13 protein-coding genes are annotated in these 21001 nt (G+C 55.2%); all 13 read left to right on the forward strand.

The window, feature by feature from the left end:
- Nucleotides 1-10: 10 nt before the first annotated feature.
- Genes EHT87_RS31550 through EHT87_RS03055 form a run of 13 tightly spaced genes read left to right on the forward strand, consistent with a single transcriptional unit; the run spans nt 11 to nt 20764 of the window.
- Complete coding sequence (locus tag EHT87_RS31550; RefSeq protein ID WP_124903705.1) at nt 11-2059, forward strand: phage tail sheath family protein; 2049 nt, start codon at nt 11-13, stop codon at nt 2057-2059.
- Nucleotides 2060-2074: 15 nt separating this feature from the next.
- A complete protein-coding gene (locus EHT87_RS03005) occupies nt 2075-2506 on the forward strand; it encodes a phage tail protein (protein ID WP_124903707.1) in 432 nt (143 codons plus the stop codon).
- Nucleotides 2507-2509: 3 nt separating this feature from the next.
- Complete coding sequence (locus EHT87_RS03010) at nt 2510-3004, forward strand: phage tail protein (RefSeq protein ID WP_124903709.1); 495 nt, start codon at nt 2510-2512, stop codon at nt 3002-3004.
- Nucleotides 3005-3022: 18 nt separating this feature from the next.
- Nucleotides 3023-3184 (forward strand): DUF5908 family protein, encoded by a 162-nt coding sequence (locus EHT87_RS31215; RefSeq protein ID WP_185716127.1) that lies wholly within the window; start codon nt 3023-3025, stop codon nt 3182-3184.
- Nucleotides 3184-3891 (forward strand): CIS tube protein, encoded by a 708-nt coding sequence (locus tag EHT87_RS03015; RefSeq protein ID WP_124903711.1) that lies wholly within the window; start codon nt 3184-3186, stop codon nt 3889-3891. Before EHT87_RS31215 ends, EHT87_RS03015 begins: the two co-directional genes overlap by 1 nt.
- Before the next feature lie 31 nt (nt 3892-3922).
- Entirely contained in the window at nt 3923-5635 is a 1713-nt protein-coding gene (gene vgrG / locus EHT87_RS03020; RefSeq protein WP_124903713.1) for a type VI secretion system tip protein VgrG, read from the forward strand.
- A 2-nt stretch (nt 5636-5637) separates the two neighbouring features.
- Nucleotides 5638-6051, forward strand: a complete 414-nt coding sequence (locus EHT87_RS03025; RefSeq protein ID WP_124903715.1) for a gp25 family contractile injection system sheath assembly initiator — start codon at nt 5638-5640, stop codon at nt 6049-6051.
- Nucleotides 6051-9446 (forward strand): baseplate J/gp47 family protein, encoded by a 3396-nt coding sequence (locus EHT87_RS03030; RefSeq protein ID WP_124903717.1) that lies wholly within the window; start codon nt 6051-6053, stop codon nt 9444-9446. The genes EHT87_RS03025 and EHT87_RS03030 overlap by 1 nt, the downstream gene beginning before the upstream one ends.
- On the forward strand, nt 9446-12565 hold the full coding sequence (locus tag EHT87_RS03035; protein WP_124903719.1) for a baseplate wedge protein: 3120 nt from the start codon (nt 9446-9448) through the stop codon (nt 12563-12565). The genes EHT87_RS03030 and EHT87_RS03035 overlap by 1 nt, the downstream gene beginning before the upstream one ends.
- Before the next feature lie 11 nt (nt 12566-12576).
- Nucleotides 12577-15207, forward strand: a complete 2631-nt coding sequence (locus tag EHT87_RS03040) for a hypothetical protein (protein ID WP_124903721.1) — start codon at nt 12577-12579, stop codon at nt 15205-15207.
- Nucleotides 15208-15210: 3 nt separating this feature from the next.
- Nucleotides 15211-16551 (forward strand): contractile injection system tape measure protein, encoded by a 1341-nt coding sequence (locus EHT87_RS03045; RefSeq protein WP_124903723.1) that lies wholly within the window; start codon nt 15211-15213, stop codon nt 16549-16551.
- 13 nt (nt 16552-16564) lie between these two features.
- Entirely contained in the window at nt 16565-19432 is a 2868-nt protein-coding gene (locus EHT87_RS03050; protein ID WP_221621976.1) for an eCIS core domain-containing protein, read from the forward strand.
- 24 nt (nt 19433-19456) lie between these two features.
- Nucleotides 19457-20764, forward strand: coding sequence for an ATP-binding protein (locus tag EHT87_RS03055; RefSeq protein ID WP_124903725.1), 1308 nt, complete (start codon nt 19457-19459; stop codon nt 20762-20764).
- Nucleotides 20765-21001: the final 237 nt, after the last annotated feature.

Here is a 21001-nt window from a genome sequence, read left to right on the forward strand (position 1 = left end):
CCGTACCAATATGCAGTACAGAACTCCAGGAGTGTATGTTGAGGAAATTTCGCTTTTACCACCTTCCATTTCTGAGGTGGAGACGGCAATTCCGGCCTTTATCGGCTACACGCAAAAAGCCGATTTGCTTCAGCCCAACGACTTATCGAATGTGCCGCAGGAAGTCAATTCGCTGGCGGAGTATCAGTTGTATTTTGGATTTGGGCCGTCCATCCAGTACAGTACCATTGAACTGGATGCCTCCAATGGCGTGTCGAAAAGCACCAGCAACCAGACGTATTATTTATATGACAGCATTCGGCTGTTTTTTAATAATGGTGGCGGGAAGTGTTTCATTATATCAGTAGGTCTCTATACGGCCGAAATTAGGAAAGATGACTTTATCGAAAAAGGCCTGGTTGCGCTACGCAGCAAAGATGAGCCTACCCTGATTCTGTTTCCGGACGCGGTTTCGTTGCCGGCAGATGAGTTTCATGCCGTTCAGCAGGCGGCCTTGCGCGAATGCGGTGACCCGGCGGTTCGGGTGGATTTCAACCGTTTCGTGGTGATGGATTTACAGCAGGATGCTTCCGAACTGAGCTGGAAAACCGGTATCGATAGCTTCAGAAACCAGGTCGGCATCAACAACCTGAAATACGGCGCGGCCTATACGCCTTGGTTGAAAGCGACGCTGAGCAAAAACATAGGGTACCGCGATTTACTGGATACCAGCGCTCCTGTGTTTACGTCAAAACTTCGGCGGGGTGGGGTAATGGTCAACATCATTGATCTGGCCAACAGTTACACCGATTCGGAACGGGGAACGATTCGTGATCGCCTTACGGCACTTGACCAGGCCATTGCCGATTCTAATAAGCTCCGGGCTGATTTTACGGCAAACCTGATTAAAGCGGAAGAATTCAACCGGCTGAATGACAAATTCAACACGGCCTCCGACCTGGCCGAAAAGCTGGGCACTCTGGTGCTCGTCTTTGATTATCTGTACAGTTTGGCCGATTTGTTACAGACGTATACAACCAGTGCCGGACTGGGTTCCATCAATCTGAAGACGCAGGCAGAACAAAGCATTACGGCTGTCAAAAGTGTGTATGGTACGCTGATCAGCCACGATGTCGGTGCTGCCGATGTGGCTGGTTTTTCCGGAAGTGCCAAATTTCCGCGTTTTTCCAAAGCCGCCCATCAACCGAATGTCCACGCTAACTGGGAGGGTATTTTTGGAGACGGTGCCGGCACGGGCACCCACATACCGGCCGCCAGTACGGCCATCTTCGATGCAGCTGCTGCCGGCAGCGACGAAGCGAAGAAAATAGCCCAGATGACGGCCGCATGGCCAACGCTCAGGGACACTTTCAATGTTGTGCTGCTTTCTCTTCAATCGCTGCGGCAGGCGGCTGAAAACTATGAATTAACCTTGCAAACGGTGCTGATCGAAGGGTTTCCGGCTCTGAAGTCCATTCTGAACACCTTGAAATCCTCGTCGTCGATTGTGCCGCCGAGCGGGGCTGTTGCCGGAATTTACGCCTATGTCGACGGCACCCGGGGCGTCTGGAAAGCCCCGGCAAACGTCAGCCTGAGCAGCGTCAGCGGAGTGACGATTGAACTTGACGACAAAAAACAGGAGAGTCTGAACGACCATCCGACCGGTAAATCGATCAATGCCATCCGGACTTTTGTCGGCAAAGGCATTCTGGTCTGGGGCGCGCGCACCCTGGACGCCACCAGCAGCGAATGGCGCTATGTGCCCGTTCGGCGGTTTTACAACCTGGTGGAAGAATCGGCCCGGAAAGCGTGTGAGCATTTTGTGTTTGAACCCAACGACGCCAACACCTGGGTGAAAGTGCGGAGCATGATCGAAAATTACCTCACCACGCTCTGGCGACAGGGCGCACTGGCGGGGGCCAAAGCCGAACAGGCTTTTTATGTTCGTGTCGGACTCAAAACGACCATGACCGACGTCGATATCAACGAAGGCCGGATGATTGTCACGATCGGAATGGCTCCGGTTCGGCCCGCTGAATTCATTATTTTGAATTTTTCCCAACTCATGCAGCAGTCCTAAACGAATACGCGACTCATGGCCGAATATCCAATACCAAAGTTTCACTTCCGGGTGGAGTGGGGCGGCACCAAAATTGGCTTCACCGAAGTCAGCGGACTGGAAGTTAGCACCGAAGTGATCGAATACCGCGACGGATCGAGTCCCGAATATAGCAAGGTCAAAATGCCGGGGATGCAGAAGTTCAGCAATATCACGCTGAAACGCGGCACCTTCAAGGGTGATAACGAATTCTTCAACTGGTGGAATACCGTTCAGCTCAACAAAATCGAGCGCCGGGATCTGACCATCTCCCTGCTGAACGAAAATCACGAACCGACGGTGGTCTGGAAAATCAAAAATGCCTGGCCCGTCAAGGTACAATCGACCGACCTCAAAGCCGACGGCAACGAGGTGGCGATTGAAACGCTGGAACTGGCGCACGAAGGGCTGACCATTCAGAACGAATAAGCGATGGTCACGTATCCACCCGTCGGATTTCATTTTTCGGTGGTCTTCGAACTCTTCCCGCAGTTGCCCAACGACTTCCGGTTTCAGGAAGTTTCGGGCCTGGAGGTGGAAATGGAAATGGAGACCGTTCGGGAGGGAGGGCAGAACCGCTCCGTCCACCAGTTGCCGGTTCGGTCGAAATATTCCGATTTGACTCTGAAACGCGGCTTGTTCACCGGCTCGGCCATTACGGTCTGGTGCAAACGGGCTATCGAAGATTTTTCCTTTCAACCGACCAACGTGCTCATCTCCCTGCTCAATTCCGACCACCTGCCGCTGCAATCGTGGTATGTGGTCAATGCCATTCCGAAACGCTGGCAGGTGGGCGCATTCAATGCCGAACAGAACAGTGTCGTGATCGAATCGCTGACGTTGTCGTATACCCACTTCAACTACCTCAGCGTCGATACGGCGGCATCGGCGGGTTTGGCAGGGACGGGTGCTGCGCTGGGTTTTTAAATTAACGGATTCGAAGGTATGCCGATTGAAATCAGGGAGTTGCACATCAAAGTGGTCGTGAATGGCGGAAAAAACCATCCCGAACCAAAACCGCTGGACGTGGCCCGGCTGAAGCAGGAAATAACCACCGCCTGCGTGAATAAAGTGTTGCAGAAACTCAAAGAAAAAGCCGAACGCTGATGCTGGAAAATTTTCTGGGAAAAGTCGAAAAAATGAAGATTCAGGCGTATTCCGACCCTGAATTTACGCGCCGGGAAGGTGAACCGCTGACCGTCCAGCTCAATCCTGATGGCTACACCCGGCAGTTGCAGATTCAGTATTGCGACACGCAGCCCGCCGGTTCGGTGGGCTCGGATCTGGGTTTTGTGAAGGTGAGTCCGCCCGAAATGTGGTTTGAATTTCTGTTCGACAGCACCGGTGTTCTTCAGGACGGGTCGCTGCTGCCGACGGCTCTCGATCCTTTTTCGAGCCCGAAAGATGTGGTGGCAAAAGTAGAAGAATTTATTTCGGGCATCGTGTACGACGGCACCATTCACCGCAGCAAATACCTCGAACTCCTGTGGGGAACGCTGCATTTTACCTGCGTACTGACCGCACTCGATCTGGAATACAAGCTTTTTCGACCCGATGGAAAACCGATTCGGGTGCTGGCGAAAGCGACTTTTAAAGAGTTCAAATCCCGAAGGTTACGAACCGCCGAAGCCAATCGCCAGTCCCCCGACATCACGCACCGCAAAGACCTGAAATCGAATGACCGCCTGTCGCTGCTGGCCCAGGAGGTCTACACCACCGACCGGTATTACATCGACGTGGCCCGCGCCAACGACCTGACCGGTTTTCGGCGCATCCGGGCGGGTACGGCCCTGTATTTTCCGCCGTTGAAATAACGATTCCGATCCTATAATCCCCTTTCTGCGTATGGTTCCGCCGATTGTTGCGCCTGATGCCGATGTAATTACCTTTTCGGTCAAAATCAATGACCGCGAGTTGGGTGACGACTATCCGATTCTGGGCATTCGCGTTCGCAAGGAACTGAACCGCATCGCATCGGCCCGGCTGCATTTGCTGGAAACCGACGTTGCGGCAGCCGCTTTCACGACCGACGACCCCGCCGTTTTTCGACCCGGCCAGCCGGTTGAGATTTTGATGGGCTACCATGGCGAAACGCAGACGGTTTTTAAGGGAATTATCGTCCAGAATCAGAACGATGCGGAAGAGGAAACCGAAACCGGTCTGATTCTGGAATGCCGCGACCAGGCTTTCCGGATGACCGCTCCGCTCCAGAGCCGTCATTTTAACGACCTGACCGATACCGATCTGGCCGAGCAGTTGCTCGCCGGGAACGAGCTTCGTGATACGGAAATCGAAGCATCGAGCCTGATGCACGCGGAGATTACCCAGCACAATCAGAGCGATTGGGACTTTGTCGTTTCCCGCCTGGATGCCATCGGGTACAGTTGCCTGACCAATGACAACCGGCTTATTGCCAGACCATTGCCGACTGCGCTTCCGGACAGCGCCGTGGTAGCGACCTTTACGTACGGCGAAAATCTGATCGCGTTCAGCAGCGAAACCGACGCGCGCACCCAACCCAACGGCGTGACGGTGGCATCCTGGGATCCGCAGAATCAGGAGGTGCAGGAAACCGAGGCCAGCGAACCGGCCCAAACCGGGCAGGGCGGTAACGTCGATGCCAGCGTGTTGAGCAACGCATCGGGCAATCGGCCGTTGCACATTTCGTATCCGGGGCGGCTCACGCGTCAGGAACAGCAGGCATTGGCCGATGCGCGATTGCTCAAAAGCCGCCTGTCGCGGGTTCGGGGACGGCTGAAAACCACCGGTACGACAACCGTGTTGCCGGGCCAGATCATCCGCATTGAACGGATCGGCGGTCGGTTTGACGGCAACCACCTGGTTTCGGCGGTCGAGCAGGAATTTGAGAATGGCGGCTGGGTTACCATCATCCGGTTTGGGTTGCCATCCGAACAGTTTTTTGCCGAGACGATCCAGCCCCAGAGTCCCACGGCCGCCGTCGGCGCCTTGTCGGCCACGCCCGGCCTGCAGATCGGGGTGGTGACCCAGATCGACAACGATCCGCAGGGGGAGTTTCGGGTCAAAGTGCGGTTGCCCCTGATCGATGCTGCCGGGGAAGGCATCTGGACCCGGGTGGCTACGCTCGATGCCGGTAATGGCCGGGGAACGTTTTTTTACCCCGAAATCGATGACGAAGTCATCATTGGTTTTATCAGCAATGACCTGCGCAATCCGGTTTTGATGGGCATGTTGCACAGCAGCGCCAAACCGGCACCCTTGACACCCGCGGCCCAAAACCCGGAAAAAGGCTATGTTTCGCGGGAGGGGATGAAGGTGGTTTTTAACGATGACCAGAAGTCCGTCACGATCCTGACGCCCGGCGGTAATACCCTGATGGTTAGTGATAACGATCGGAAAGTGCAGGTTGAAGATCAGTCTGGTAACACGATTGTGCTGGATGGCGGGGGCGTCACGATCCAGAGTACTTCCCGGGTTACCATCAAAGCCAGCGGAAACCTTTCCATCGAAGGAACCCAGATTTCCATTCAGGCAACCGGCGTTCTGGAATTGAAAGGTGCCCTCGTTCAAATTAACTGAAGATGATAAATCGCTCTTTTTTAGGAACCGGCTGGCGTTTTCCGCCCACGTTTGACCAGCATTCAGGTACGGTTGAGGTGGTGTCGGATGAGGCTGCCATCCAAACCAGTCTGCATATATTGCTCAGTACGCGCCTGGGCGAACGGGTGATGCGGGCCGATTACGGCTCCAATCTGGACGAAGTCCTGTTTGAGCCGCTGACGACGACGTTTCTGACTTACCTCCGCGACCGCGTCCGAACGGCCATTCTGTACCACGAGCCCCGCATCGACCTGATCGATCTGGACGTGCAGCAACCTGACCGCACGGCCGGGCTGGTCCAGATCACGGTTGGCTACCGGATCCGGGCGACCAACACCCGCCTGAATTTCGTCTATCCGTTCTACCTCAACGAAGGAACCAATCTGACACCCTGATGCCGCCCATTCGCCGAAATAGCCATCCGCTGCAACGTTCGGGCGTAAGCCAGACGCAACGTCTGTTGAAAGCTCTGACGCCCGACTTTGTGCGGGTCGATGAACGGTCAACGGCCGATCTGCTGCTGTTTGCCAAAGAATATGGACGGTATCTGACCTATTATAATCGGGCCGATCAACCGAGCGGCACCTGGCAGCCGTTCATGCAGTGGGATGTTTCGGCCATTCTGGCGACCCTGGCAAACACGAACGGAATCGCTTACCGGAAAGTAGTGGAAGAAGCGATTCTGGCAAAGGTCCGAAACCAAACTCCGCAGCTTTCGGATGATCTCGTCAAACAACATTTCTTCCAGCTGTTCGCGTTTCTGTTTACCCTGACGCAACGGCTCGATGACCAATACCGCCAGCTACCGACTGATCTGGTGTTCCGGGAGTATCTTGGAGGGGTTATTACCGGTAGCCTGCAGGAACCGTTCAAAAAGCTAAAAGCGTACTATGATTGGTGTCAGCACGATACCCTGCTACTGCCGGGGTTGGCTTTAGCGACCTCGCTGGAGTTGCTGAATCCCGAAGCGGCTCTTGGCCAATTAAGCCCCATCTGGACTGACGGAGCCGACGCGGTGGTCCCGGTTTTGGTTGGAACAGGCGTTGAGAAACTGCGGAATCTGGCATCGCATACCCTCTTTGTGGCCCAGATCAATTCGTTTTTCCGGACACTGGCGCAGGTTTCGGTGCAGGCCGGTCGTTCGCTTGAAATGACACTCGATCAGTGGCCGACCCACACGCCCCATTATGCGCTTTTTCTGACGTTTCTGAAGCTGTTTCGGTATAGCCAAGCACAGTTAAATACGTTTACGGCCCGCCATCTGGATTTTTATTACAACCAGGTGCTCCGCCTGCCGCACCGACCGGCCCAACCGGATGCGGTTTATTTGACGTTTGAACTGGCAAAACAGGTTGAAACCCATGTGCTGAACCGGCATACGGTTTTTAAGGCCGGGAAGAATGCCGACGGGCAGGAGTTGTTTTACCGGACAACCAGCGATGTGGTGCTGAATCAGGCGGTAATCAAGGAACTGAAAGCCGTTTACGTTGACAATACCCCGACTGAAAAAGCCGTCTATGCCTCCCCAATAGCTAATTCGGCGGACGGGAAGGGTGGCAAATTGCTTCCCGGCCAGGCCTGGCCAACCTTCGGAAATACCAGCCGCGACCGGGCGGAAATTGGCTTTGCCGTAGCTTCCAGCCAACTCTATTGTCAGGGTGGAGAGCGGGCCCTGACGATTCAGTTCTCGGACAATGCCGGATTAATCGACATCGACTTTGGTCTGTTTGACATTTTACTGACCACCGACAAAGGCTGGTGGTCAGTTCCTTCGGCAAAAATTATCCAGGGGCGAAGTTATACCGGAGGGGTCATTCTTAAACTGGACGGCAACGATCCCGCCATTGTTTCTTTTAACGCTAAACTGCACAACGGGACGTTCAAAACCGCCTTTCCCATTGCCCGATTCGTCTGTAAAGAACCCATGCAGCCGCAGAGCCTGTTCGGTCTGCGCTTCACTACAATTGTGATTTATGCCAACGTGACCGGCCTGAAGAAATTTTCCCTCAGCAACGATTTCGGCCCCCTCGACGCTGCCAAGCCGTTTCAGCCGTTCGGCGGAATTCCGAAAGTGGGGGCGGGGTTTGTGGTCGGTAGTCAGGAGCTGTTTCAGAAAAGCAGTAATATGGACATTGGCGGGGCTTACCTAACGAACGAGTGGGACCTGTCCGATCAGCCAGAACTCAAGACCGAATTTATCAAAGTCAGTTATCTGAATGGGGGGCAATGGGTGAAGCACCCCGTTGAGGGTGAACGAAAATCGAAAGGCAATCCGATTGAATTTAGAAACCCCTTTCCGATAGAACCCGATTTTTCGGCGGATACGCCGTTGACCACCACGGCTAACCGGGGCTTTGTCCGGTTTGAAACCACCGACGATTTTGGACATGGCACCTACCCGCAACAGTTGGTCGCAGCCGCCCTTGCCAACCCGGCTCATCTGCCGGCGGCACCGTATGTACCCACCATCAAGTCCTTGTCACTCAATTATATTTTTGCGAAAACGTATGATTTTAGTACCGCCACGGACGGGGCGGAATGCCAGTTTTTTCACCTGACTCCGTTCGGGACAAGCCGGCCAAAACCGGCACCGACGGTGTCCCTGATGCCGCAATTTTCGGATGAGGGGGAATTGTATATCGGGATCGAAAACCTACGACCGGCGCAGTCGTTGCTGGTGCAACTGGCCGAAGGCAGCGCCGACCCGGCTCTGAACCGCACGGAGGTGGCGTGGAGCTTTCTGACGAACGAAGGCTGGCAGCCGTTCGCGCGCCCGGATTTGTACGACGGAACCGACGATCTGACGCATTCCGGCCTGGTGCAATGCGTGGTTCGGGAAACCGCCACGACAGAATCCACGCTGCTGCCCGCCGGTTTGCACTGGCTGAAAATTTCGGTGCCCCAACGACGCGGAGCGGTTTGTCAGGTGGTCGGTATTCACCCCCAGGCTGTGCGGGCGGTATTGAGCGATCACCTGAATCAGAACGTGGTGTACCAGCAACCGGTACCCGCTAAAACCATCGGCAAGGCGGTGATTTCGGACCCGGCCCTGAAAAAAATTGACCAGCCTTATGATTCGTTTGGCGGGCGGGCGGTCGAGTCGGATGACCGGTATTCCGCCCGCGTCAGCGAGCGGCTGCGGCATAAACAACGCGGCATCACCATCTGGGATTATGAACGGCTGGTTTTGGAACAGTTCCCGGGTATTTATAAAGTGAAATGCCTGAATCACAGCCGGATCGATAGCGATGTTGCGCCCGGTTATGTGTTGCTTGTGCCGTTGCGCGACACGCGCCGGCAAGCCGCTGCCGATCCTTTCCGGCCGGTGGTCGATCTGGCAACGCTCGACGCGATTCGAACGTATCTGAAGCGGTTTGTCTCGGCGCACACCCGGCTCGATGTCAAAAATGCCGTGTATGAGCAGGTGAAATTTACGTTCAACGTGAAGTTTTTCGATGATCCCCTGATCGATCCTGATGTATACCGGAAAAAGCTTGATCAGAGCCTCCGGCAATTTCTGGCACCCTGGGCCTATGACGTTGGCCGGGATATTGAATTTGGTGGAAAAATTACGAAGTCCGTCGTTCTGAACTTTGTGGAAGAACAGCCGTACGTCGATTATCTGAGCTGTTTTCGGATGGATCATTACGTGGAAAATGTCCTCTACCAGCCGGATGTCGAAGACGCCGAAGCCACCACCGCGCGTTCCGTGCTGACGTCGTTTGGCAACGGCGACCTGGGGCATACCGTAAACATCCTGACCACCGATTCTGAACCTTGTGACTGCTGATGGAACCCCACCTGACAATCGACAAAAACCGCCGGCTTCCTCCCGGTCAGGATTACGCGCTGCTCTATCAGGAAGGGTTGAAGCACATTGAAAACCTGGCCAGCCGGCTCTGGACGGATTACAACAGCCACGACCCCGGAATCACACTGCTGGAAACCCTGTGTTATGCCCTGACCGAACTCGGCTACCGGACGGATTTCGACATCAAAGATCTGCTTGCTGAAGACAGTGACGGCACCATTCAGAACGCTACGTTTTTTACGCCCCGGCAAATTCTCACCTGCCGACCCGTCAGCGAAAACGATTACCGAAAATTGGTAGTCGATATTCCGGGCGTCAGCAATGCGTGGCTTGTGTTCGATCAGGATGCGACCGATGCGGACGGGTTCCGGTTGCCCATACCGGGTGAGCAGCCGCTTTTTGCCGACTATCGCCTGGATTTACTCACTTTTGCGGATACCGGCAACCGGGTTTGGTTGCGGGGATTGCAGAAAATTTTGCTGGATCTGGACGAAACCGACGCTTACGGCGATCTGAACTACGCCCAGATTTCCCATCAGGTCTTTGAAAAAAATACCGACCCGGCTTTTGATCTCTACGGCGTTACGTTTGAGCTGCGGCCCCCTTTCCGCAACTGGCAGGAAGCCGAACCCTTTCTGGCTTTGCTGGATACACTAACGGCGGAGTCGGCGGGGCTTGCGGTGGAGGCCCCGAGTCAGCCCGATCCGCGGTCGCTGCGCTGGAAACTGGTCCTGAAAAAAGCGGGAACAACCGATGCATTTCCGCTGGAAGTCGCGGTCGCCAGCCGACCGTCATCCGATTTTCGGGTGACGACGGAAAAAATCGAAACGTACTTTTCGCCCGCTCAGGTTGCTGCGTTGGTAAAGCAACTAGTCGAAAAACTGGACAAAGCCCGTTCGATTGTGCAGCAGGTGATGTTGACCCTGCACGACAACCGCAACCTCGGTGAAGACTGGCTGTGCGTCGAGCCAGTTGAAACACGTGACGTGGGTATCTGTGCGGACGTCGACCTCCGGCCGGATGCCGATCCGGAGCGCGTTCTGGCCGAAATGTACGTTCAGATTCAGAATTATCTCAATCCCGCCCTGTCGTTTTATACCCTGGCCGAACTCCTGGATCGGGGCCAGACAACGGCCGAAATTTTTGAAGGGCCCGTGCTGAAACACGGTTTTCTGGATGCTGGTGAATTGCAGAACGCCCAACTCCGGCGCGAAATCCGCACCTCCGACCTGATCAATCTGCTCATGGATGTCGACGGCGTTCTGGCCGTCAAAACCGTTCGGCTGACGCTTTACGGAACCGACGGAAAACCGGATGCCGGGCAAAAAAACCAGCGCTGGTGTTTGCATGTCCCGCAAAATACCAAGCCAGTTTTTAGCCCCGCCAAATCGAAACTGCTGTTTTTTAAGGACAGAATTCCGTTTACGATTACCAATTCCGCCCGTTTGCAAGAGGTTGACGACACCCTGCGGATGCTCCAGGCGATCCGTCGGCGCAGCAAACTCAACGGCCATACCGACGACCTGCCGGTGCCGAAAGGTCGGTTTCGGGATCTGGCGGAGTATTATTCTGTGCAGTATGAACTGCCCCAAACCTACGGCATTGGCGAAGCGGGGTTGCCGAATGGTGCGTCGCCCGAACGGAAAGCGCAGGCCAAACAACTCAAAGCGTATCTGCTGTTTTTTGATCAACTCCTGGCCGACTTTTTTCAGCAGCTGACCCACTCCCGGCACTTGCTTTCCACCCGAAACCTGACCAGGACGTATTTCAACCGGTTTCTGGACGACATCAAAGGGGTAGAACACGATGGGCTGACCGACGAACTGTACCAGAAAAATGGAGCTGGCGAGGTGTTGCTCGAAAAGGTGCTGGACTGGGATTCGGGTACAGCGGCCGACCAATGGAAGCCGCGGTGGAATCAGTTGGTGGAGCCGGAAGCCACGTTTTATGACCGCCGGCACCGGTTTCTCGATCATCTGCTGGCCCGGTTCTCCGAAAGTTTCAGCGATTATACGCTGATGCTTTATCAAATGAGCGTCGATGAGCGTGGTCAGGCGGACTACGCCAGGGTGGTGCCCGACCAATTGATCCGGGATAAAATTCAGTTTCTGGACGATTATGCCGTCGTGAGCAGCGAACGGGGCCGGGCGTTCAATTACGCGGCTACCAATCCCCGGACGAACGGCATACCGGCAGCCAACCCAATCTGGGATACCCTCAACGTGTCGGGGCTGGAGAAACGGGCCGCCCGCTTGCTGGGTCTGGCCGATTATACCCGCCGAAACCTCGCGTGTCCGGCCCGGCTGCGGATGACTACCGACAAGGCGGGGTTTGCTATTCTGAACGAAAACGATGCCGTGCTGGCCGGTTTTGTGTTTGTCGATGGCATCCTGCCCGAAGCCCGGCCCTACACCGACCAGATGCCGTACTGGTTTACCAATCCGCAGCGCTATCGCCGTAAAAAGCAGGCCGACCGTTCATTTGCGCTCGAGCTGGTCGATGAAACCGGAACCGCCGTGGCCCGGACCACCTCCACGTTTGGTACCTGGCTGGAAGCTGACAAAGCACGCGACGCCCTGATTCGGGCGGTTGCCAATCAGGGCAAAAGCGAGGGAATGTACCTGATCGAACACCTATTGCTGCGGCCCCGAAACCAGCATTACCGCCTGATGCCGGTGTGTCTGGACGAAAACTGCGCGGACTGTTCCGACGACGATCCGTATTCGTTCCGGGCCACGGTGGTTTTGCCGGTCTGGCCGGCCCGGTTTCAGAACCGGTATTTTCGGCGGTATGCGGAACAGATCATCCGCTCGGAAGCTCCCGCCGGTTTGTCGCTCAAAATCTGCTGGGTTTCGAACGCATCCATGCACCGGCTCGAAACGGTTTACCGGGCCTGGCTGACTCAGTTGCAGCTTGTAACGGAAACGCTTTGCCCGACAGCGGAGCGTCTGGAAGCCCTGCGCCCGTTCAACGACCAACTCATTGAAACCCTCGGCCAACTGCACAGCGAATACCCGGCTGGCCGGTTGCACGATTGCGAGGAGAGTCTTAGTGAAAATACAATGATTCTGGGTAACAGTGTATTAGGAACTTTTTAAGCCCGTCAGCGATGGAGTCGACCTTGCAATATCCCGTTTTTGAAGCCGATCAGGTTCTGACCAACCGGCATCTCAATGAACTGTTTACGTATCTGGACGACCAGTCCCGGTTTACCCGAACGCACCTTGTCGGGATTGGCATCGTCTGCGGGCTCAACCTTACGTACAATGGTTCCGACCAGCTGACCATCAGCGCGGGTTGCGGGGTCACTTCGCTCGGTTATCTGGTTCAATTTGAAGGCATCAACGCAAAACATTGCCGGGTTGTAGACCAATTGCCGGTTGAGTTTGCGGGGTTTAACAAAGGGTATTCGCGACTTTCGGGCTGGGAACTGGTGGAGGCAGCGCAGACTGACACGCTGCCTTTGAGCAAAATTTTTCTGGATGATCACGAAAAAATAGTGATGCTTTTGTTCGAAGCCGATCAGAACGATCTGCGAAACTGCGATACCACCGATTGCAGTGACAAAGGTCAGCAGGTGAAGTTTCGGGTGCGCCCGTTGCTGGTGAATCGGAGGGAGGTCGAAACTTTTTTTGCGGATCAGCTTAAGGCTGGTCTGGAAGAGCGGTTTTCTTTGAACGATCTGCATCTGAAGCGGTTTAACGTCCCTTTTTCTACTCTTCAATCGGCGGCCGATGTGCTCACGGCTTTCAGAAATCAGATCCTTGATCTAGACTCTGTTCCTATAGCGATTGAGAAACTTTACACGCTATTCAAGCCTTTCCTGAATGATAGTATAGCCCCGGAACTGACAAAAATAAAAGCGTACCGTGAGGCTCATCAGGACACGTTTCGCATTCAGTATGTGGTTGATCTGGTGGACGATCTGATCAGGGCCTACCACGAGTTACGGGACAAAGCCCAGGAATGCCTGACGGTTTGCCGCCCGGACGAGACGCTTTTTCCGTATCACCTGCTGCTGGGGAAAGCCACGGTTTCGACGGACGATGGGGAGCAAAACCCGGCTTTGCTGGAATACCGCCCTTTTCGGACCTATTTTCTGCCTTCACCGGCGAATACCGGTCGGCAGCCGTGGCGTTCGGAACTGCGAATGCTGTTTACCCGGCTGACGTTGATGGTTAGCCAGTTCACCGTGCCGGAACCGCCCGATGTAACAGCGAACAAAGATGCCGCCCTGGCCATCAAGGTAACGCCCTCGTCGCTGGGAACCCGCCCACTTTCCGAACGGGCTATTCCGTATTATTATCTTCCCCAAAAGGCCGGTGAGCACTACGTCCTGCATCGGTACTGGAATTATCAGAAAAGCCGGGCCTATCGCGCGGATACCAACTTATCCTATCAGGCTGAACGATATACCGCCGTTCCAGCCGTGATCAAACCCCTGGAGGTCGACATCGAGCCGTATAATTTCTTTCGGATTGAAGGCCACATTGGTTTGCCTTACCAGACGGTATTGGCCCGTTTGGCCCGCTTGCGGAAAGACAACCGCCTGCCGTTCGACCTCATTGCCCTGCGGGCCGGGACGCTGCCCGACGATCCGGCAAAAGACCCGGATCCCCAGCGGCTGGCCTGTGAGTGTGGCGACTGGGATACGCTGCTGGAGGTGCTGGACGGCGCCCATCTGAATGCGGAAAAACTGAAGCAGCTGAAAGACCAGCACGAAGCGATGCTGGCACACAACCGAAGCCGGTTTTTGTTTAAAAATTACGCCGAACTTCACCCGGCGCTCGAACACAAAGCGGGTGTTGTGCGGGGCGGCACTTTCGTGATTGTGTATGCCGATAACCGGAAGGGGCCCGCGCGGGGAGAAGCCATTGGAAACGGCCCGCTGAGCACCACTCCCGGTTTTGTCGAATCGGATTTTCAGGTGGAACTCCGGCAGAGAATTAACACGGTTACGAAACCGGAAGACCTGAAATTCCTGAGAGAAATTTTGGGGCTTAACCTGGTCAATTATTTCACCGACGTAAAACCCGCCATTGCCGACGGTATTGTTTTCGCCGATTTTTACCTGCCTTACCGGGATACCTCGCCCTGCGGGTCGGTTTCGTACCAGATTAACGAACCGAAACCATCCGAATCGGAGAAACCGGATGTCTTTGGAATTAAACAAACCGTTTATTGCTGGAAGGATCAAACGGCCTATGAATTTGGGATTGACGACACCTTTAACGTGGAGGAACTGCAAAACCCCGATGAGCTGAAATTTGTGCCCGACAAGCCGTTGCAGTTTGTTCCCCAGGAGCAGTTTCAACGTTTGGCCGACGGAACCATTGACCCCACGGACAAAAAGACCAAAACGTTTCGGTTAACCTACCGCAGCAAGACGGTCTACGTTACCGTAAAAGTGCCGAACGCTGCCTTTACCGTCAAGCTCGTGAAGGTGCAGGGAAGCAATGAGGTGCAGATTCGGCTGGTGGCGGAGGCTAAAAATTTGTTGAGCTACCGGTGGAAGATACAACCGGAAGAGTTTGAAATTTCCCATGCGTTCGAGACGACGTCCAAGCCCATTCCGATGGACAAATTCAGGGGAATCATCAAAGGAAGAGGACTTGGCATTACGCTCACCGTGGAAGAAGACTTTACCCATGACCAGCAGGCGGATTGTTCCAATGAGTTAACCCGGATGTTTACGGAAACCTTCCTGCTAAACCGGCTCGCGGAAGATATGCCTTTCTGATCCATGGAACTCCGTCATCGCATCGGCCAGCATACCATCGACATCGAAATTTCCGATGCGGGCGAAGCCGTGGCCATGCAGAATCAGCTGTCGGATCTCTGTCGGCAACGGTTGTATCCGGCTTTGGAACAACTGTTCGACCGGTTTGCGGACGGCGAAACCTGGCTGCGCATCGACCGGCTGGAGCTTGATCTGGGAACCGTAACGCCGACCGACTGGCAACAGCAATTGGTGGAAAAAACCGTACTCGAACTGGAAAAGGCGCTTCGGCAGTGGCACCCAGCGACAGCCGGCCGTTTGCCGGCGCTCATCCCCTTACAAGCCGCCGATCGGGAATCCTTCCTGTATTTTCTGGAAACCGGTTCGTTGCCCTGGAACAGCCCCGTTCAGCAACCCGCCGACTGGGAAAACCGGCTGGAACCAACGACGGACCTGTTTCGTCAGGTGGTTGGTCTGGGTCAACGGAAACCGCTGGTTCTGTTGCGGTTGGTCTGGCAATTTTCCGGATCGTTCCTCAACCGGCTGACGGCTTTTCGGAAAGCCAGCCATTCGGAAGTCGGTTTGCTGGATGCGGTTTGGCAGGCCGTTGCTCCGTATCTGCCCGATTCGGCGGCTGGTCGGCAAACGTTCCGGCACTACATTCGACTGGCCAGTGCGGCTCGTTCTTCAGCGAACAGCCCCGTTCTGGATTGGCTGAAACCCGGCATCGACGCTTTTGTTCCGGTTCCGCAACGGGCCGCTACCGAGCAGGCACTAAGGGAGATCCCGAAAGCGATTGCCCACAATCAGGACCCAACCGAACCCGTTGACCAATGGCTACCCAATTCACTAGCCGACGGCCCGGCGGCTCATTACATCAGCAATGCCGGACTGGTTCTGCTGCATCCCTTTTTGCATTCTCTGTTTCGCGAACTGGGCTTGCTGGCCGAAACCCGTTGGGTTGATCAAACCGCCCAAAACCGGGCGGTTTTACTGTGTCAGTATGCCGTGACCGGTCAGCCGGTTATGCCGGAATCGGACCTGCTGCTGGCCAAAATTCTCTGCGGAATGCCGCCCGAATGGCCGGTCGAAGCGGAACTTGCCCTGATGCCGAACGAAGAAGCCGAAGTTCGAAAGCTGCTTGAGGCCGTTGTCAGCCATTGGAAAGCTCTAAAAAATGCCAGCGTAGCATCCGTGCAGGAGTCATTTCTGCAACGCGACGGTAAACTGAGCCGGAAAGACGGCGGCTGGCGGTTGCAGGTGGACCCCCAAACCATCGACATCCTGCTCGATCGGCTTCCGTGGGGATTCTCGCTGATTAAATCGGCGTTTATGTCCGAAATTTTGTACGTAGAGTGGCGATAAGCCGGATGCAATCATGAAAACGACCGCTGATCCATCACCAGTTCAAAACCATCAACCGGCAAAACCATTTTTCAATGGGCGCGAAAAACCGCGGGCGGGTCTCCCAAAACCGTTCTTTGCTCCGGCGACTCTTCAGCCCAAACTGACGATTGGCTCGTCCAACGACCGCTTCGAACAGGAAGCCGACGCCGTGGCCGATCGGATTATGCGGATGGATGCTGCGGACGTGGCGCAGCGAACCCCGGTTTCGATTCAGCGAAAATGCGCAACCTGTGAGGACGAAGAAAAGCGACTGCACAAAAAAGGGGACGGTTCGCTGGCCGGGGCCGAAGCGCCGTCGGCGGTGCACCAGGTGCTGCAAGCGGGCGGCCAACCGCTCGACAGCGGTGCCCGTTCGTTTCTGGAACCACGTTTCGGGCGGGATTTTTCGGGTGTACGGGTTCACACGGGACCCCAGGCTGCTGAATCGGCGCAGGAAATCGGTGCACGGGCATATACGGTAGGAAATCATGTCGTTTTTGGATCGGGCCACTACGCACCACACACGAACCGGGGGCGGGCGTTGCTGGCGCATGAGTTGACGCATGTGGTGCAGCAAGGGTCGGAACTGCGCCGGCAGTCACAGCGGCACCGGCCGCCGGTTTCGCATCGGGGGACATTAGAGAATGCTTGGGCAAATCCCAGCCAATTTATTCAATACGTGAACCGGAATGCGGGCAGTCTTGAAACAGCCCGGACACTACTGCTGGAGAAGCTTAATTCTCCGAATCACGAAGAAAATGCACAGGCGGTTCGGGTCATCAGGCGGTTTTTAGCAGGGTATGCAGGACACGAAAGGCAAGTCGTGCTGCAACTCCGTTCGGCTCTGGAGACCTACATCCAAAGGCGTGAGACGGAAGTCTATGAAACCACGGCTCCGTTACGTGAAACCGTATTGGCCCTGCATAATCAGTTGCTGGATACGTATCGGCAGGCTGCTTTTCGGGACGCGTTTAGTCAATGGCTGACCCAGCAGATAAGCCAAGGCCGACGACCCCGACGGGGACAACCGCCCAGGACGGCCGAAGAAACGGACCAACTCGAAGCGTTACTCAATCAGACCCGGAGTCTTTTGGCCGAATCGTTGACAAGACACGCCACGTTGAAAAGCGACGTGCGTCAGGCCCTTCAGACCCTGCTGGCGGCTTCGGACGGCATGACGTACCTGCAGGAAGACGTGCTGAATCAGATGAGTGATCTGATTCAGTCGTTGGTAAGCGAGCGTCGAAGAACCCGGTTACGACCTGAAGAGCTCCGTATCAGTCTGAATTTTGAAGCCCGATACCAGCAAATAATCGCTCGAAGGATGCAGGACCAACAAGAAGCCCGTGAAGCCAGCAATCGGCAACGATCGCTGGCGTTTGAGCCGCAGGAAGAAACCCGCAGACACCGCTCTGGCCGACTGCAGGCGCTCAGGCAACAGGAGATCCGGGAAGCCGGGGCATTGCGAAGAATACGGGGGCACGACCGATCCCTTCATCCGCTGACGGCTTCTCCAGATTTTCGGCCATTTTTGGCCGAACGGGCACTGGCGGGCGGCCCGGGTCATCAGGAAGCCGAATTGTCGGCGTATCGAACCCGACGAGATGCCGAACTGGGCGATGCTCAGACGCTGGGAACCGGGATTAACTCGTCGGGGGTGATCAACGAAGATGCCCGCGCGGAAATTTACCGGATGGGCCTGTTAAATATAGAACGGGGCGCATCGGCGTACTCGCTGGAAGGGATGGTGAATCTTGTTTTACCCCACCGCTCCCAGATGGCCCACGATCGGGCCAGACTCGGAGTTTCTGCCAACATCACCGTCGGGACCTACCATTCGCATGGTCCGGGGCAATATGATATCAATGCCCGGGCCGGTGCGCCCGTTTCGGTCGAAATGCCGGAACACATAGACCTGACGTTGCAGCTCGCATCGGCTGCGGGCAACGGGCGCCGGGCCGTTTTTGACTACGTCAGCAGCCGCGTTCTTTCCCGTTCAGCCATTGGCGAGCTATCGGCCAACGGCGATATTCTGGAAAAACTTCAGTATGGCTTTTTTGGTCGCCGGGCCGTTCAGGTGGACGTTGAACGGCACCTGAACGGAACTCCCATGCCCAACCGGTCGCCGGATGCATCGCGGATACTAGCCGGTCTGTTGTTCGTCAATACGATGGCAGGAAGTGAGCCATCGGCAGCGGTAGCCAGTCAGCGCAGGAGCATTGTGGAGGAGCTTCAACGGGAAATAATCAACGCACTGGGTGTTACGTTGCCGCCTGAAAGTCGTTTGTTTGATCCGGTTGATGCCTCTCAGGGCGGTTTTGCGGGCAGTACGTCTATTCACAGGGCCACCTTTTTGAATGCGATAAATCCGTCGACCGGCCGGAATTTTACCCTCTCTGAAGCGACGAGTGCCGTACTACGGACCACCAATCGATTGGTTCTCACGCATCCCGGTATCATGACGGGGATCGAGAATCTACTCCGAACGCTGCGAGGGCAGGGGCTTCAGAGCAACCGGGGTGGTCTGACGGCAAACGTTCTTCATCTATACCGAAACCCGGATACACAGCAGGAAATTTGGGTAAAGGTTTATTATGCGCATCTTTACCATTTTGCCGACGGATTTTCGGCAGGGCCTACGGCACGAGGTCGCCCAATTGGCTATGTCGGATCGACCGGCAATGCCGTCAGTCCCCATGTGCACATGTCGGTGGGGGTTTATCTGCAGAATCCTTCCGGATCACCCCAATCCGAGCCTTCATTCTTTCTGGAACCGCTCGACTTTTTCCAGTTGATGCGCCGGGCGCATGGGCCCCATTCCAGTATCTCCGGGAATGCATCAGGCACCGGAAACCCTTGACCAGTCTCAGCACACATATACGCTATGGTTTCCCCCCTGCTCCTGACCCCCCTGCTCCGCCACCGCCTGAAAACCCAGTTTGGCCTGCCGTTGACCGAAGACGAAGCGCAACTGCCCGACTGCACGGGTTTGCTGGCAGACCACCTGCCCCAATCGCCAACGCATGCGGAAGCGGTTTTGCTTCTGCTGGCGCTGGCTCCGCATCAATTGCCGGGCATTTTCGATGCGCTCATCGAGGAGGTGCTACCGCAGGGGGGCGAGTTTCCGGCGTTTGGCGGGATCAAGGGCGCGAATCACCGGGGTATGCTGCCGACGGGCGAAACTGCCCAGTTTCTGCTGGCGGGTACTGACCTCGAAAAACGGCTCGAAGTTCAGCGCCTTTTTTCGGAAAAACACTGGTTTTACCAACAACAGGTGTTGTTTCTGGAACCGGTGCGCGAGGGAGAACCCCGCATGAGCGGACGTCTGGTGCTGGCCGACGAATACGCCGAACGGCTGCTGACCGGTGAGCGGCCGCGCCCCCGGTTTGGCCCCGACTTTCCGGCCCGGCTGGTCACAACGGGGATGGAATGGGACGATCTGGTGGTGCCACCCGCCACGCGCCGGCAAATCGAAGACCTGCGCCTGTGGCTCGCTCACAGCCACACGTTAATGAACGACTGGCAACTGGGCAAACGGTTGAAGCCGGGGTATAAAACGCTCTTTTATGGCCCTTCGGGGACCGGTAAAACCCTCACGGCGACGTTGTTGGGGAAAGAATTCGGGAAGGACGTCTACCGGATCGATCTGTCGCAGGTGGTGTCGAAGTACATCGGTGAGACGGAAAAAAATCTTGAGAAAGTTTTTGTCCGGGCCGAAAACCGCGACTGGATTTTGTTTTTCGATGAAGCTGACGCGCTCTTCGGTAAACGATCCTCCGTACAATCGGCCCACGACCGCTATGCGAATCAGGAAGTGAGTTTTCTGTTGCAGCGGCTCGAAGCGTTTCAGGGCCTGGTGGTGCTGGCTTCGAATTTCAAAAGCAATATCGATACGGCTTTTCTCCGGCGGTTCAACGCCATTGTCCATTTCCCGATGCCCTCGATGGCCGAACGCCTGACCCTGTGGCAACAGACCATTCCGGCCCGCGCTTCCGTCGAAGATCCGACGCTGTTAGCGCAATTGGCAACCCGCTACGAACTCACGGGTGCCGGTATCCTCAATGTAGTTTCGTATGCGGCCCTGAAAGCCATTTCCAGGGGAAAAAACGATTTGCTCCCCGCTGATTTTATGGATGGCATTGCGGCCGAATTTCAAAAAGAAGACCGGGTCTTTACGAGCCTGGACTACTAACCGGAGTAAAAAAGCTTCACATATAATTAATATATATTTTGCAAATAGTCAATATAAAATTTTTATTTTTGAGATAAGGCTACTTATTTATACTGCCAATCTAAGTATTGTACAAATTTTGTATTATTTCTTTCTTCAGTAGTATAAAGTTCATAATTCGGTAATAATCACACAATAAGTGCCCGTTACTTTTGCGGTTTCGTAAACGTACGACTGTATTTCCGTATCCATTGTTCA

The sequence above is a fragment of the Larkinella knui genome (assembly GCF_003858645.1).
Taxonomy (GTDB): domain Bacteria; phylum Bacteroidota; class Bacteroidia; order Cytophagales; family Spirosomataceae; genus Larkinella; species Larkinella knui.

What these genes read in the sequence shown, in the direction of transcription:
- EHT87_RS31550 (WP_124903705.1), top strand. Translation starts at nt 11, where the DNA reads ATGCAGTACAGAACTCCAGGAGTGTATGTTGAGGAAATTTCGCTTTTA.
- EHT87_RS03005 (WP_124903707.1), top strand. Translation starts at nt 2,075, where the DNA reads ATGGCCGAATATCCAATACCAAAGTTTCACTTCCGGGTGGAGTGGGGC.
- EHT87_RS03010 (WP_124903709.1), top strand. Translation starts at nt 2,510, where the DNA reads ATGGTCACGTATCCACCCGTCGGATTTCATTTTTCGGTGGTCTTCGAA.
- EHT87_RS31215 (WP_185716127.1), top strand. Translation starts at nt 3,023, where the DNA reads ATGCCGATTGAAATCAGGGAGTTGCACATCAAAGTGGTCGTGAATGGC.
- EHT87_RS03015 (WP_124903711.1), top strand. Translation starts at nt 3,184, where the DNA reads ATGCTGGAAAATTTTCTGGGAAAAGTCGAAAAAATGAAGATTCAGGCG.
- vgrG (WP_124903713.1), top strand. Translation starts at nt 3,923, where the DNA reads ATGGTTCCGCCGATTGTTGCGCCTGATGCCGATGTAATTACCTTTTCG.
- EHT87_RS03025 (WP_124903715.1), top strand. Translation starts at nt 5,638, where the DNA reads ATGATAAATCGCTCTTTTTTAGGAACCGGCTGGCGTTTTCCGCCCACG.
- EHT87_RS03030 (WP_124903717.1), top strand. Translation starts at nt 6,051, where the DNA reads ATGCCGCCCATTCGCCGAAATAGCCATCCGCTGCAACGTTCGGGCGTA.
- EHT87_RS03035 (WP_124903719.1), top strand. Translation starts at nt 9,446, where the DNA reads ATGGAACCCCACCTGACAATCGACAAAAACCGCCGGCTTCCTCCCGGT.
- EHT87_RS03040 (WP_124903721.1), top strand. Translation starts at nt 12,577, where the DNA reads ATGGAGTCGACCTTGCAATATCCCGTTTTTGAAGCCGATCAGGTTCTG.
- EHT87_RS03045 (WP_124903723.1), top strand. Translation starts at nt 15,211, where the DNA reads ATGGAACTCCGTCATCGCATCGGCCAGCATACCATCGACATCGAAATT.
- EHT87_RS03050 (WP_221621976.1), top strand. Translation starts at nt 16,565, where the DNA reads ATGAAAACGACCGCTGATCCATCACCAGTTCAAAACCATCAACCGGCA.
- EHT87_RS03055 (WP_124903725.1), top strand. Translation starts at nt 19,457, where the DNA reads ATGGTTTCCCCCCTGCTCCTGACCCCCCTGCTCCGCCACCGCCTGAAA.